This window comes from Nocardia noduli, from assembly GCF_019038455.1.
In the GTDB taxonomy this organism is placed as follows: domain Bacteria; phylum Actinomycetota; class Actinomycetes; order Mycobacteriales; family Mycobacteriaceae; genus Nocardia; species Nocardia noduli.
The window spans coordinates 1-13,989 of the sequence record NZ_JAFMPL010000101.1 but is presented as its reverse complement, the minus strand read 5'-3'; the positions used below and the strand labels follow the sequence as shown (position 1 = coordinate 13,989).

Sequence of the window (13,989 nt, the reverse complement as noted above, 5' to 3'; positions counted from 1 at the left end):
GCCCCGTTCGCGGCCGTCTCGCGTCCGAGCGGTCGAGACAATGCGACGAAGTCGCGAGTATCGACCGCTCGGACGCGAGACAAGAAGGGCCGCGAACCCGCGGCCCCCGGGCCGCCAAAATCACAGCGAACCCGCGGCCCCGGCCGCTAATTACCTACTGCGACGGCTCTTCTTGCGCGGCGGGGGCAGTAGGCCCTCGGCGCGCAGCCGGGCCGCGTGTTCGGCCAGTGCCTCGACCAGCGGACCGACCTGGGCGACCTCGGGCTGCACATCGACGCGCAGACCGAATTCGATCGCCGTCTCGGCGGTCTTCGGGCCGATACAGGCCACGATGGTGCGGGTATGCGGCTTGCCCGCGATGCCGACCAGATTGCGGACCGTGGAGGAGGAGGTGAACAGGACCGCGTCGAAACCGCCGGTCTTGATCATCTCGCGGGTCTCCGCGGGCGGCGGTGAGGCACGCACGGTCCGGTAGGCGGTGACGTCGTCGATTTCCCAGCCGCGGTCACGCAGACCCTCGGCCAGGGTTTCGGTCGCGATGTCGGCCCGGGGCAACAGGACTCGGTTGACCGGATCGAAAACGTCGTCGTAGGGCGGGAAATCGGCCAGCAGTCCCTCCGAGGACTGTTCCCCGCTGGGGACGAGTTCCGGATTGATGCCGAACGAACGCACCTTGTCCGCGGTGGCCTCGCCGACGCAGGCGATCTTCACGCCCGAGAAAGCCCGTGCGTCCAAACCGAATTCGGCGAATTTCTCCCACACCGCGCGGACCGCGTTGGTGGAGGTGAACACCACCCACTGGTAGCGGCCGTCGACCAGCCCCTTGACGGCGCGTTCCATCTGCGCGGGACTGCGCGGCGGCTCGACCGCGATGGTCGGCACCTCCATCGGGATGGCGCCGTGGGTGACGAGCCGTTCGCTCATCTCGGCGGCCTGATCCTTGGTGCGCGGCACGAGTACGGTCCAGCCGTACAGCGCCCGCGATTCCCACCACGACATCTTCGATCGCGCGGCGACGACCTTGCCGATGGTCACCACCAGCGGGCCGACCAGTTCGGAGGCCGCGCTGTTCAGCGTCGCCAGCGTCGCCTCTATGGTGCGCTGCTGACGGGTGGTGCCGCGCACGGTCACCGCGACCGGGGTCTGCGGGGCCATACCGTGTTCGACCAGCGCGCTCGCCGTCTCGGCCAGATGGCCGGAGGTGGCGTGCAGTACCAGCGGGCCGGGGGCCGACGCCAGCGCCGCCCAGTCGACCTCGCCGCGCACATCGGCTTCGGTATGACCCGAGCCGAGCGCGATACCCGCGTAGCTGGGCACCGAGGAACCGCTGGGCAGGCCCGGCAGCACCTCGAAGACCATATGCGAACGGGTGACGGTGTTGACCTCGTTGATCACGGCGTCGGTGGTCAGCGGATCGCCGGCGACCACCCGGACCACGTCGTGGCCGTTGCGGGCCTCCGCGATCAGGGTTTTGGCGACCTCGGCCGGTTCGCCGAGCGCGGGGCGCACGTCGACCGGACGGGTGCCGTCCTCGTCTTCCTCGACCGCCGAGCCGATGAGCGCGAGTACGCCCTTGTCGACATCGGGGTCGGTGAACGCCAGTGTGGCCCGCCCGAGGACTTCACGCGCACGCACGGTGAGCAATGCCGGGTCACCGGGGCCCGAACCGACGAACAGGATACGACCCGGGTGCTTCTTCGTCCCTCGGCTCATGCCTGCACCTCTGTGATTCGCTCGCTTCGCTCGCTCATGATCGGCTGTTCTCCATTGGGCTGGGGTGGGGTGAAGTCTGAGGTGAGGAGCTCGCGCGCACCGAGCTCCAGCAATTCGCGGGCCAGGGCCCGGCCGAGTTCCGCCGCGTCCTGCGGTGAACCGACCACCGAGGCACGCAACACATCGGATCCGTCGACCGCGGCGGCGCATCCGCGCAGCGAGAGTTCGTCGAAGATCCGGCCGTCGTCGTCGATCGATTCGACGACTTCTCCGAGCGCGCCGACGGGGACGGTACAACCGGCCTCCAATTCGGCGAGCAGACCGCGCTCGGCGACGACGGCGGCTCTGGTGGCCGCGTCGTCGAACTGCGACAGCGTCTCGATCAACGCGCTGTCGTCACTGCGGCATTCGACCGCCAGCGCCCCCTGTGCGGGGGCGGGCAGCATCTGCACAGGTTCCAATGCCTCGGTGACCGCGTCCAGCCGGTCGATCCGGGCCAGCCCGGCTCTCGCGACGATCACGGCGTCGAGTTCGCCGTCGGCGACCTTGCTCAGCCGGGTGTCCAGGTTGCCGCGCAGCGGCAGCACCTCGAGACCGAGCCCGAGGGCGAGCAATTGGGCGGCGCGGCGCGGCGCGGACGTGCCGACCTTCGACCCGGCGGGCAGTTCACCGAGCACGAGACCGTCGCGCGCCACCAGGGCGTCGCGCGGATCCTCGCGGGGCGGAACGGCCGCGATGGTGAAACGCGGGTCGGGCGCGGTGGGCAGATCCTTGTAGGAGTGCACCGCGATGTCGATATTCCCGGCCGCCAGTTCCTCGCGCAGCGCGGAGGTGAAGACACCGACACCGAGTTCGACCACCGGTTCGGAGGATTCGTCGCCGACGGTTCTCACGATGACCAGTTCGGCCTCGTGCCCCGCGGCGATCAGCGCGTCGCGGACGGTACCCGACTGGGTGCGCGCGAGCAGGCTCCCGCGGGTCCCGATCCGCCAGGAACGGCGCGTGCCGGGCACTGTCACGTTGTCCTCTTCCTGAAGGCGCGTCATCGGGGATTCCCCTGTTCCTCACCCAGGTGGCCGGTGGTGAAATCGTCGGCCAGCGCGGCGCCGAGTTCACCGGCGAGCGTGGTGATCTCCATCGGCGCGGCGACCGCCTGTGCCGCACCGGGTTTGAGTTCGAACAGTTCGCGCAGGGCCTCGGCGTAGCTGTCGCCGCCCGGAGTCGACGCCAGTTGCTTGACCCGCACCGTCGGCGCGTGCAGCAGTTTGTCGACCACGCGGCGCACCGTGCGCGCGACCTCGTCGCGTTCGGGATCGGCCAGGCTCGGCAGTCGCGAATCCAGGCGCAGCAGTTCGGCTTCGACCACTTCGGCGGCCCGCTGGCGCAGCGCCGCCACGGTCGGCGTCACCTCGGCCATCCGCTGGCCCGCCAGGTATTTGGCGAGTTCGTCGGCGACGATCGCACGCGCGGCGGCGGTGTCGTCGGCGGCGGCGCCCGCGGCCGGATCGTGTTGCAGCGTCTCGATATCGATGACCGACACGCCGGGCAGTCCGGCGACCGCGGGTTCGACATCGCGCGGAAGTCCGAGGTCGCAGAAGACCAGCGGCCGTTCGGCAGAGGGGATTTCGGCCCGATCGCGGTCGGCGAGCGCGCGGTGGGTATCGGCCAGGGTCACCACGGCGCCGATCGCTCCGGTGCAGGTGATGACCACATCGGCCGAGGCCATGGCCTCGGTCAGACCCGAGAGTTCCAGAGCCGAGGATTCGACGCCGTAGCCCGCCGCGGTGTCGGCGAGTCTGCGGGCCCGCTCGATGGTGCGGTTCACCACGATGATCCGGCCGATGCCCGCGCGCGAGAGATGGGCCACGGCAAGCCCGCCCATCGCACCGGCGCCGACGACGACCGCGGTGCGCCCGACCAGGGCGGTGTCGGCGGAATCCGCCGTGCCGCGCAGGACCGATTTGGCCTTGTCGAGCGCGACCGAGACCACCGACGCGCCCGCACGGTCGATACCGGTCTCCGAATGCACGCGTTTGCCGACCCGCAGCGCGTGCTGGGCCAGTTCGTGCAGGGTCCGCCCGACGGCCTGCTGGGCGTCGGCGGAGGCGTAGGCGGCGCGGATCTGACTGAGCACCTGCTGCTCGCCGACCACCATCGAATCCAGCCCGGAGGACACCGCGAACAGGTGTTCGGCCGCGGCCTCGCTGTAGCGCACGTAGGCGTGTTTGGTCAGATCCGCGAGCGGAAGCCCGGAATGTCTGGTGAGCAGGTCGCCGACCTCGGCGAGACCGCCGTGGAAGGCATCGACCACCGCGTAGACCTCGATGCGGTTGCACGTCGAGACGATCATCGCCTCCGAGACGTGGTCCGAGGTCAGCATCCGTTCGATCAGCTTGGGACGGTCGGTGTCGGTGATGGCCACCTTCTCCAGGACCGAGACGGGGGCGCTCCGATGCGAGATCCCGACCAGAAGAACGCTCATGGTGAAACCACCGATCCCTTGCTGCTTGGCTCCGTTGCCTGATGCGAGGTCGAGTGCGTGATCGCCGCACGCGCGGCTCCGGTGCGCGGAGCGGGGGCACGGCGGGCGATCCGGCCCGACACGGCCGACGCCACTTCCGCGAGAGGTTCGGGCTCGGTGTTGCGGGTGCGCTCGAAGGAGAGCATCTGCATCTCCACCGCGAGATCCACCCGGCGGACCTCCACGGCGGGCGGCGCGTCGAGCACGCTCGGCGCGAAACTCAGGATCGACTGGACACCGGCGGCGACCAGGCGGTCGCACACACCCTGCGCGGCGTCGTCGGGGACGGTGATGACGGCGATGGTCGGGTCGAGCGCGATGACCGCCTCGTGCAGCACCGCGACGTCGCGCACCGACAGACCGGCGACGGTCCGGCCGATCACCGAGGGGTCGTTGTCGAAGATGCCGACCACCGTGAAACCGCGTCGCTTGAACCCGCCGTAGCCGACGAGGGCGCGGCCCAGATTGCCCGCGCCGACCAGTACGACGCGATGTCCGTCGGAGAGTCCGAGCACATCCTCGATCCTGGTGCGCAACTTGGCGACGTCATAGCCGACACCCCGAACGCCGTTGGGTCCGAGGAAGGACAGATCCTTGCGCAGTTTGGCCGAATTGACACCCGCCGCGACAGCGAGTTCCTCACTCGATACGATGAGGACTCCATCCTCGGCCAACATCGCGAGGACACGGAGATAGGTAGCCAAGCGCCCGACGGTGGCCTGCGGAATGTCCTTGTTCGGCACCGTCTTCTGCAGAGCTCTGCCGGAGACGCCACTCGGCGCCTCATGCTGCTCTGTCACGTCGTAGGCTCCTCGTCCCGGATTGCTCGTCATCCGGTTCGTCGCTCGACCTCTGACCCGGGGCGGCCCGGTGCCATGATCGATGTTTCGGATTTCAGGGCGGCTCCGCAGCCTCGGCATGCGGGTCGCGTGCCACCACCGTAACCGCTTGTGCAGCCCTTCACAAAGTCGGTGAAATTGGCCTCATTTTCCGCTGCGACCAGCGGTGCGGCGGAAACGGACGCGAACAGCGTTTCCTCATCGACGCAAATCGGCGCGCAAACGGGACTCGTCCACGTCGAAATAGCTGTGCTCACGGCCGTCGAGCAGCACGACAGGAAGCCGGTCGCCGTACTCCGCGCGCAGGCCAGGGTCGGTGGCCGCGGCCTCGTCGACATCGACGGTGCCGGGTTCGATACCGAAATCGCCGCAGATCACGCGCAGCTGTTCGAGTGCTGTGGAACACAGTCCGCAACCCGATCTCGTCAGCAGCGTCACGGAATGTGTGGGATTGGTCATGAGTGTTATTAAATCCCCTCGCCACGGTCGATCCAGTACCCCTGGTCCGCCGAAACTGTCGCCGGATCCCGCTAGTGTGGACACGTTCGCGCGCGACGGGCGGAGGTAATTGGTGCCGGAACGATCGAAGATCGAGAGGGCGGGATTCATCGCGGGGCGCTTCGGCGAGTTTCCGGTCAGGTGGAATCAGGGCAGATTCGGTCAGAACCTGCAAGACCAGCTCGCACGCATCTCTCGGAGTCCTTTCGGCCCGAGCGAGGAGGAAGTGCGCGCCAACCTGGCGGGCGAGGCCAGCGCCGACGCGGCGTTATCGCTGCACGACGCCGAAATCGCCGCGGGCGGGCCGCCGGAAAGTCTCGGCCCGGAAGCCCCGCGTGACCTGACCGCGGCCGCGTTCTTCGACGTCGACAACACCATGGTGCAGGGCGCCTCCATCGTGCACTTCGCCCGTGGGCTGGCCGCGCGGAAATACTTCAAGACCTCCGACCTGGTCGACGTCGCCTGGAAACAGGTAAAATTCCGCGTCACCGGCAAGGAGAACAGCACCGATATGGCCGCGGGCCGGGAGAAAGCCCTCGCCTTCATCGCGGGCCGTCCCACGGCGGAACTCGCCGCTCTCGGCGAGGAGATCTACGACGAGATCATCGCCGACAAGATCTGGCCCGGCACCCGCGCACTCGCGCAGATGCACCTGGACGCCGGTCAGCAGGTCTGGCTCGTCACCGCGACCCCGGTCGAATTGGCCCAGGTGATCGCCAAACGACTCGGCCTCACCGGCGCGCTCGGCACCGTCGCGGAAAGCGTCGACGGTAAATTCACCGGCCGCCTCGTCGGCGATATCCTGCACGGCCTCGGAAAAGCACACGCCGTGCGCACCCTCGCAATTCGCGAGGGCCTGAATCTCAAACGCTGCACCGCCTATTCCGACAGCCACAACGACGTCCCGATGCTGTCGCTGGTCGGCACCGCCGTCGCCATCAACCCCGACTCCGACCTACGCGAGGTCGCCAAGAACCGAAGCTGGGAAATCCGCGACTTCCGCACCGGCCGCAAAGCCGCCAAGATCGGCGTGCCGACCGCCTTGGCCCTGGGCGCCGCCGGCGGCGCCGTAGCCGCGGCAATAACCCGCCGCCGCGAACATTGAACCGGAGAGCACCCAGCCCATTCCTCCACCTGGATGGCACGTCCCCCTCCGCCGCTGAATCACGCCCCACGGTCGAAGCCACCCCGGATCACCCATCCCCGCCGACCTGAGCAACATCAGTCCCACGATCACAGCCAGTTTTCCAACACATCCACCCCACCCGGAGCGAGTCTTACGAGCGCCCGTTCGCGGCCGTCTCGCGTCCGAGCGGTCGAGACAATGCGACGAAGTCGCGAGTATCGACCGCTCGGACGCGAGACATCAAGGGCCGCGAACCCGCGGCCCCCGGGCCGCCAAAATCACAGCTCCCGCGGCCCCCGGGCCGCCAAAATTTCACCCCGTGAAGGGGTTGCGGCGCTTGGTGAGCAGTTTGTACAGGGTCTGCTGGATCGTCTCGCGCACCTGGTCGGTGACCTCGAACATGGTCATCGGGTCGTCGGCGGCCTCGGGCTCGTAGGCGGTGGTCGCGATGGGTTCGCCGAATTCGATGTACCACTTCGAGGGCAGTGGCAGCGCGCCGAGCGGGCCGAGGTGCGGGAACAGCGGCGTCACGGGGAAGTAGGGCAGGCCGAGCAGCCGGGCGAGCGGCTTGAGGTCGGCCAGTTTGGGGTAGATCTCCTCGGAGCCGACGATCGAGCACGGGATGATCGGCACGCCGGTGCGCACCGCGGCGGCGACGAAACCGCCCCGGCCGAAGCGCTGGAGCTTGTACCGGTCGGCGTAGTTCTTGCCGACGCCCTTGAAACCCTCGGGGAAGACGCCCGTCAACTCGCCCGCGCGCAGCAGTCGTTCGGCGTCCTCGCGGCAGGCCAGGGTGTGGCCCGCCTTGCGGGCGAGCATGCCGAGTACCGGCATTTCGAAGATCAGGTCGGCGGCGAGCAGACGCAGGGCCCGCTGCTTGGCGTGGTGGTCGTGCACGGCCAGCTGGAGCATCAGCCCGTCGAGCGGGACGGTGCCCGCGTGGTTGGCCACGATGAGCGCGCCGCCGACCTCCGGAATGTGCTGCATGCCGTTGACCTCGACGCGGAACCACATATCCGACATGGGCCGCAGCGCGGGCAGGATGACCGATTCGAGCAGGTGCTCGTCGAATCCGAACTCGTCGATCTGGTAGTCGCCGGTGACGCGGCGGCGCGCGAATTCGGCCGTCTTGCCGATCTGCGCGCTGAGCGCACCGCGCACCAGGTCCGATACCGACCGGGGCCGCGGCGGTTCGGTGGTGGCGCGGCGATCGCTGAGCGAGGTCACCCGGCCCGACGCCGTATCCCCGGTCTGGAATTCCGGTCGGCGTCGGACAGCGACCCGCTGACGCGACTCCACATTCTGATCGTGAAGGTGGATCACTTTCGCTACGTGATTCATGAATGTGCTCCCGTACCGGCCCCGAGCAGGCCGAGCAGTTTATTTTCTGCGGCATCGATCCACGCGGGATCGAAGACGGGCCGCAACGCTGCGCCCCCGATGAAGTCGTCGAACGCCTGCACCGTTGTCCAGCGCGGCACGAACTGGAGTTCGGTCCGCATCCGGGTGGTGTCCAGGCCACATCCGAAGTGGAAATAATCGAGCTGTTCGCCGGTGAACTCACGCATGACCGGCCCCATCAGCGCCCGTCCCGCGGTGCGGAACAGGATGAAGGGAACCGGCAGTTCGATGCGGCCTGCGCGCCGCAGCGCCTGGGACAGCGTAAGCGCACCGTCCCCTGCCACATTGTAGGTGCCGCCGGGCGCCATCCGCGCCGCCTGTTCCAGCGCGGCGACGGCATCCTCCTCGTGGAGCAGTTGCAGCCGCGCGTCACGACCGAAGACGGTGGGGGTGACCGGGGATTGCAGATACTGCACGCCACGCCCGGCCAGTCGCGGTCCGACAATCGGCGCGAAACGCAATATCGAGGCGGAAATATCGGGTCTGCGCCGGGCGAGTCCGCGGACGAAACTTTCGATTTCGATCATGTCGCGTGCGAACCAACCGCGCGGTGGGGTTCGCGCGCTCATTTCCTCGGTGAATTTCGCGGGGTCCTTGGCGCTGCATCCGTAAACCGCCGATGTCGAGCGCACGACCACCCGGCGCACCGACGGCGATTTCTGACAGACCGCGAACAACTGCATCGCGCCGAGGACGTTGAGGTCCTTCATCACCGCACGGCCACCACCGGCCGGCGGGCGCGACAGCATCGCGGCATGGACAACGGTATCCACGTTGTATCCGCTGATCACCTTGCGGATCAACGGATTTCGAATATCGGCGCGCACGAACTCGGCGCGCCCCATGCGACGGCGCAGCTCACGGCTCGGCGTCATGGTGTCGACCGCGACGACCCGATCGATCCCCGGGTCCTGCGCGAGCCGAGCGACGGTATTGCCACCGAAGAATCGGCTCGCACCCGTCACCATCACCACGTTCGGCGCGTCAGCGTCTCTTACCTCAGATCCCACGGCACCGGATCCCACCTACGAGGCCCTCATTTCGATTTCCTGGCGGTTCAAGCGTAACCGCTACCGTCCGAGACACCGAGAGTATTAACCAGGTTCTAACGATGACTTCAGTCACCGGATACATTCGCGCATTGCAAATCGTGTTGTTTCAAAAAGATGAGGCCCGTCACCACAGGGGTGACGAGCCTCATCTTTCGAGCGCGAGCTTACTTGCCGAGTTTGCGCCGCTGAACACGTGTACGGCGAAGCAGCTTACGGTGCTTCTTCTTCGACATGCGCTTACGACGCTTCTTGATCACAGAACCCATAGGGTTGTCCTCGCGTTCTCTCTACTCGGCTGGTCGGCGCGCACGCTCGGGGCGTACGCCATTTTCGGTGCTCGCGCCGCCGGCAGGCACCGGACACCACAAAGGGGCGCCGTCGGCAGGCGAACACGAACCGAGGGTCCATGCTACCCGCCCCTGAGGCGGCGCTTCCGGGGCCCTCCGTGCTGACGCGAGCCGGCGCCCGCGGGCGCGTCACGCGCCGCGGGCCGGATGGATTCGATTCACCCCGCGTCGAAGTAGGACGTCTCCAGGTAGTCGTGAACCGCTTTCGCGTGCACCCGGAACGAGCGACCGACGCGCACCGCGGGCAGTTCACCCGAGTGGACGAGCCGATACACCGTCATTTTGGATACCCGCATCAGATTCGCGACCTCGGCTACCGTCAGGAACTGCGTGCCGCCGCCGAGTAAGGGTTGCCCCGAACTCGCTCGGCTGCCCGATGGACCCGACGAACCAGGCGATGAACCCGAATTATTTCCAGACATCTTATTCGCAGACATCATTGCACCATTGACCTCCGGCACGTCCGCGCCGCCGGCTTCCCCACCGGCGGAACAGACACGCACGTGCTCCTTGAAGCTTAGCGGTGCCAATGGGATTACTGCGACGGGTGTGAGAAATCAGCGCCGCTTGCAGGGCATCGGCGAGTCACCTCGCGGACGCGCGGTGTTCGATTTGCGTTGTTCGAGGTTCGCCGCACCGCAATCACCGGTTCACGAGCGCGCGGTCAGGACGCGACACCGTTCCCGTCGTTCGCCCCCTGTTCGGCGGAGCGGTCCTTGGCCGCGTGCAGCGCTTCCATGAAGGCCGAGCGCAGACCGCCGCGTTCCAGTTCGCGCAGGGCGGCGGCCGTCGTGCCCGCGGGCGAGGTGACCGCGGCGCGCAATTCCACCGCGCTCTGGCCGGAATCGTCGAGCAGGGCCGCGGAGCCGATCATCGTCTGCACCACGAGCTGGGTGGCGACCTCCCTGGTGAGCCCCAGTCCGACGCCCCCCTCGACCAGAGCCTCGACCACGAGGAAGAAGTACGCGGGACCGGAACCCGACAGCGCGGTCACCGCGTCCATCTGGGACTCGGCGACCGTCGCGACCCGGCCCACCGAGGCCAGGAGCTCGTTCACCAGCGCCAACTGCTCGGGCCGGGTGTAGCGGCCGGGGGCCAGCACGCTCATACCCTGACCGACCAGCATCGGGGTATTGGGCATCACCCGCACCACCGGGAATCCGGCGGGCAGTTTGGCCTCCAGCCGCGCGGTCGGCACACCTGCCGCCAGTGAGACCAGGACCTGATCCTTGTCGCCGCCCAGGTCGGCTTTGCCGAGTTGGGTGAGCACCGTGTCGACATCGCCCGGTTTGACGGCGATCACCAGCAGATCGGCGCCGACGGCCGCGTCGGTCACCGAATCGGTCACCCGTACCCCGAAGCGCTCCGCGATCAGCTCGGCCCGATCCTTGTACGTCTCCACGACGACCAGATCCTTGCTCGCACGCCCGGACTCGAGCAAACCGGCGATCAACGCCTCCCCGATGCGACCGCCACCGATCACCGCAATTCTCGTCATGGGGGTCAAGGCTAGACGCGATACCGGCACGGTCAGAAACGGGGCGACCGGTCCCTATCCGGCCCCGGTCGCGGTATCAGGCCCGCGGATCGCGCACCGGTATGAGGGCCAGCTGACGGCTCTGCGCGACCACAGCGCCGGTGGAGTCGAGCACCAGCTGATCCTCGTCGAACATGCGCTCGCCGACCTCGTGGGTGGTCGCGATGACGCGCAGCCAGCCGGGGGCGGGCCTGCGGCGCAGATAGGTCGTCATCTGCACGGTGGGCGCCCAGCCGAAATGTCCGAGATTCATCGGCACCGGCGGGCTCATATCGGCCGACATGATGGCGAAGTAGGCGGCCACCTCCGGATCGGCCTGATCGCCCGCGCGGGGGCGCATCCACAGCCGTAGTCGCGGTTCGCCGCGCTGTCCCTCCAGAAAACGGGCCCAGTCGCGATCGAGGAACAGGTCGGCGCCCTGCCCCACGTGCACGATCTTGCCCATCGGGGAGCCGTCCTCGTAGTCGGCGGCGTCGGCGGGCGGTTCGGCGGGCATATCGCCGTGCTCGGGCGCGTACACCGGGGCGACGTCGTCGAGGCGGCCGAAGGTGAACGCCGTGCGGACCAGACCGCGATCCCCCTGGATCAGGGTGACGTCGGCCAGACAGATCTGGCGACCGATCTTGCGGACGCTGACCTCGTAGTCGACAGCGCCGGGTTCCGGCGCGCCGAGGAAATCCGTACTCGCCGCGATGGGGGCCATCTCGGCCAGGGCGGGGTCGGTGGCACGCAGCCAGTTGGTGGCGGCCGCGGCGCTCCCGGCGACCATGGTGCCGCCGTGCACCTTCTTGCCGATGGTCCAGATCTCATCGATGACGCCGGTGTAGCGGCCGGTGCCGGGGGCGGTCGCGTCCACCTCGGTCAGCGCGCACACGCGGCTGAACGGGGCGTCCGTCGCGGTGTGCTGCTCCACGTGCGCGGTCAGCTCCGTCGTCATCGTCACTCCTGTCGTCGAATCCGCGCCGGATCCGATCGCGGTACCTCGATGCCGTACCTGGCGGTCACCGGGACCGGTCACGATGACGCGGTGTTCGTACAGCGTAGAACGAAGGGTGGGCGCCGAGCCATTCCCGGTGGCCCGGATCGCGTCACACGTGTTTGGCCTGCGATGACGAGGTGGCCGGGGCCGGCGTCTGCCCGTTGAGATGTTCGCGGGCGAAACGGAGTGTGCGGTCGAGCATGGCGGACCGGTCGGCGGTGGTGCGCGCGTTCTGGGTGTTGATCTCGGCGACCGCGTGGCCGGAGAATCCGGACTCGACCAGCATCGCGCAGACCTCGGCGCAGGGCTGGGTGCCCTCGCCGGGAACCAGGTGCTCGTCGTGGGCGGCGCCACGCCCGTCGGCCAGATGCAGATGCGCGAGACCGCCGCCCATCCGCGCGGCGAGCAGCAGCGGATCGGCGCCCGCGGTCGCGGTGTGGGACAGATCGAGGGTGTAGTGCTGGAATCCGGTATCGGTCGGATCATAGGAGGGACTGAAGGCCGTCAACCCCGGACCCGGTCCACCCCTGCGTTCCAACCGCTTGACCGAGGTCTCCTTGCGACCGAACAGGGTGTCCGCGCGCATCGGGAACATGTTCTCCACCGCGACGATCACCGAACTGTGTTCCTCGAGTTCGGCGACCTGGGCCGCGAAACCCTGGGCGTAGCGACGCTGCCAGCGAAACGGCGGATGCACCACGACACTTCCCGCGCCGAGCGCCTCGGCGGTCCGCACGCTGCGTTCGAGTTTGGCGACCGGATCCGCTCCCCAGACTCGTTGCGAGATGAGCAGACACGGCGCGTGCACGGCGAGCACGGGCACACCGTACTTGCGCACGTAACCCTGAACCGTGGCGATGCTCTGACTGGCGGGCTCGGCCCACACCATCAATTCCACACCGTCGTAACCGAGTTCGGCCGCGTACTGGAACGCGGACTCGGTGTTCTGTGGATACACCGACGCGGTCGACAAGCCGACCAGGATCCGCGCACCGAGGTCGTCGTCCTGCTCGAAATTCCCCACGGCCACTCCCCGCTCAGTTCGTGCTGAGAAGGAAGGCGAGCGGTCCCAGCGTCACGAAGATGCCGACGACAACCGCGATCACGGTGCTGAGGATGTCGTCGGTCTTGCGCAGGATCCTGACCAACGTCACCAATCCGAGGATGACGATCATCGCCAGGGTCAGCGCGACCCAGGGCAGCATCTCCCACATGCGCTCGAAACCCTTGAACAGCAACATCCCCGCGATAGCCGCGCCCGCGCTCTGACCACCGAGCACCAGCCATTGCCGCCGGTTCGCATCGTCTTCCACGCGTCGCGTCGCGCGCGATCGACGCCCGCTCGCCTTCTTGCTCGCCCGTTTCGGGCCGGCCTCGTCGCCGTCCGGATCGTCGTCGTAGTAGTCGTCGGCGTCGAAACCGTCTCCGTCGAAACCGTCCGCGTCGAAATTGTCGTCGTAGCCGTCGGCATACGGCTCGTAGACGTCGGTGTACCCCTCGTCCGGTTCGACCAGGTCGACCGGTCCGCGTCCCGCGCGCTCACGTTTGTCGCGTTCGGCTCGTTCGACGCCGTCGCGCAGCAGATCACCCGCGACCGTCGAACCCGACACGAGTTGCTGGTCCTGACTGGCCAGCGACCACGCCGCGGTGGAGATTCCACCCGATTCCGGTGCGTCGTCCTGGGGCGCTGGTGCACGTCGCCGCGACCACGCGGGCAGCGAGCCGGTCCGGGGGCCCCGGTCGTCACGCCGCGAGGAACCCCGACCGGCGGGTTCCGGTGGCTGCGGCGGTCGGTTGCGCTGCGGTGCGAGCGACGCGCCGTCCGCGAGGGGCGACAGCGCCCGCTGCGGCGGTTCCTGGGGAAATTCCTCGGCGGGGGCCTGCCAGGGCGCCGTCGACGGGCCCTCTTCCGCCTCCGCCGCGCGCCTTCTGGCCGCCCTGCCCTGTCGGGAACGCGGTTCCGGGGGTTCGGGGGC

Annotated in this window: 14 protein-coding genes; 1 reads left to right on the top strand and 13 read right to left on the bottom strand. The window is 68.2% G+C overall.

Features of this window, described 5'->3' with window-relative positions; translation table 11 throughout:
• Positions 1–150: 150 nt before the first annotated feature.
• From JZ792_RS33535 to JZ792_RS33515, 5 genes are all read right to left on the bottom strand, one after another.
• The gene (locus JZ792_RS33535) at positions 151–1,713 is read right to left on the bottom strand and encodes a bifunctional uroporphyrinogen-III C-methyltransferase/uroporphyrinogen-III synthase (protein ID WP_109528874.1); all 1,563 of its coding nucleotides are present in this window, start codon (positions 1,711–1,713) and stop codon (positions 151–153) included.
• Entirely contained in the window at positions 1,710–2,759 is a 1,050-nt protein-coding gene (gene hemC / locus JZ792_RS33530; protein ID WP_216916912.1) for a hydroxymethylbilane synthase, read from the bottom strand. Before hemC ends, JZ792_RS33535 begins: the two co-directional genes overlap by 4 nt.
• A complete protein-coding gene (locus tag JZ792_RS33525) occupies positions 2,756–4,195 on the bottom strand; it encodes a glutamyl-tRNA reductase (RefSeq protein ID WP_216916911.1) in 1,440 nt (479 codons plus the stop codon). Before JZ792_RS33525 ends, hemC begins: the two co-directional genes overlap by 4 nt.
• The gene (locus JZ792_RS33520) at positions 4,192–5,034 is read right to left on the bottom strand and encodes a redox-sensing transcriptional repressor Rex (RefSeq protein ID WP_232840156.1); all 843 of its coding nucleotides are present in this window, start codon (positions 5,032–5,034) and stop codon (positions 4,192–4,194) included. The genes JZ792_RS33525 and JZ792_RS33520 overlap by 4 nt, the downstream gene beginning before the upstream one ends.
• Positions 5,035–5,271: 237 nt before the next feature.
• Complete coding sequence (locus tag JZ792_RS33515; RefSeq protein ID WP_216916910.1) at positions 5,272–5,532, bottom strand: glutaredoxin family protein; 261 nt, start codon at positions 5,530–5,532, stop codon at positions 5,272–5,274.
• A gap of 208 nt (positions 5,533–5,740) precedes the next feature.
• On the opposite strand from JZ792_RS33515, the gene JZ792_RS33510 reads away from it, so the two are divergent.
• Positions 5,741–6,676 carry an HAD family hydrolase gene (locus JZ792_RS33510; protein WP_254190716.1) on the top strand — a complete coding sequence of 312 codons (936 nt, stop codon included), beginning with the start codon at positions 5,741–5,743 and terminating at the stop codon, positions 6,674–6,676.
• A gap of 333 nt (positions 6,677–7,009) precedes the next feature.
• Here JZ792_RS33510 and JZ792_RS33505 read toward each other — a convergent pair whose 3' ends face one another.
• The 8 genes from JZ792_RS33505 to JZ792_RS33470 all read right to left on the bottom strand — a co-directional run.
• Positions 7,010–8,038: a lysophospholipid acyltransferase family protein gene (locus JZ792_RS33505; protein WP_216916909.1), complete on the bottom strand. Its 1,029-nt coding sequence runs from the start codon at positions 8,036–8,038 to the stop codon at positions 7,010–7,012.
• Complete coding sequence (locus JZ792_RS33500) at positions 8,035–9,066, bottom strand: NAD-dependent epimerase/dehydratase family protein (RefSeq protein ID WP_216916928.1); 1,032 nt, start codon at positions 9,064–9,066, stop codon at positions 8,035–8,037. Before JZ792_RS33500 ends, JZ792_RS33505 begins: the two co-directional genes overlap by 4 nt.
• Positions 9,067–9,314: 248 nt before the next feature.
• The gene (locus JZ792_RS33495) at positions 9,315–9,416 is read right to left on the bottom strand and encodes a 30S ribosomal protein bS22 (RefSeq protein ID WP_003402602.1); all 102 of its coding nucleotides are present in this window, start codon (positions 9,414–9,416) and stop codon (positions 9,315–9,317) included.
• Between the two features lie 239 nt (positions 9,417–9,655).
• Positions 9,656–9,919, bottom strand: coding sequence for a helix-turn-helix domain-containing protein (locus JZ792_RS33490; RefSeq protein WP_109528881.1), 264 nt, complete (start codon positions 9,917–9,919; stop codon positions 9,656–9,658).
• Positions 9,920–10,161: 242 nt separating this feature from the next.
• Positions 10,162–10,995: a pyrroline-5-carboxylate reductase gene (gene proC / locus JZ792_RS33485; protein ID WP_216916908.1), complete on the bottom strand. Its 834-nt coding sequence runs from the start codon at positions 10,993–10,995 to the stop codon at positions 10,162–10,164.
• Positions 10,996–11,071: 76 nt separating this feature from the next.
• Positions 11,072–11,971, bottom strand: a complete 900-nt coding sequence (locus tag JZ792_RS33480; RefSeq protein WP_216916907.1) for a thioesterase family protein — start codon at positions 11,969–11,971, stop codon at positions 11,072–11,074.
• A gap of 151 nt (positions 11,972–12,122) precedes the next feature.
• Positions 12,123–13,037, bottom strand: coding sequence for a sugar phosphate isomerase/epimerase family protein (locus JZ792_RS33475; protein WP_216916906.1), 915 nt, complete (start codon positions 13,035–13,037; stop codon positions 12,123–12,125).
• Between the two features lie 13 nt (positions 13,038–13,050).
• A partial coding sequence (locus tag JZ792_RS33470) for an Rv0497 family membrane protein (RefSeq protein WP_498044266.1) occupies positions 13,051–13,989 on the bottom strand: 939 nt, incomplete at its 5' end.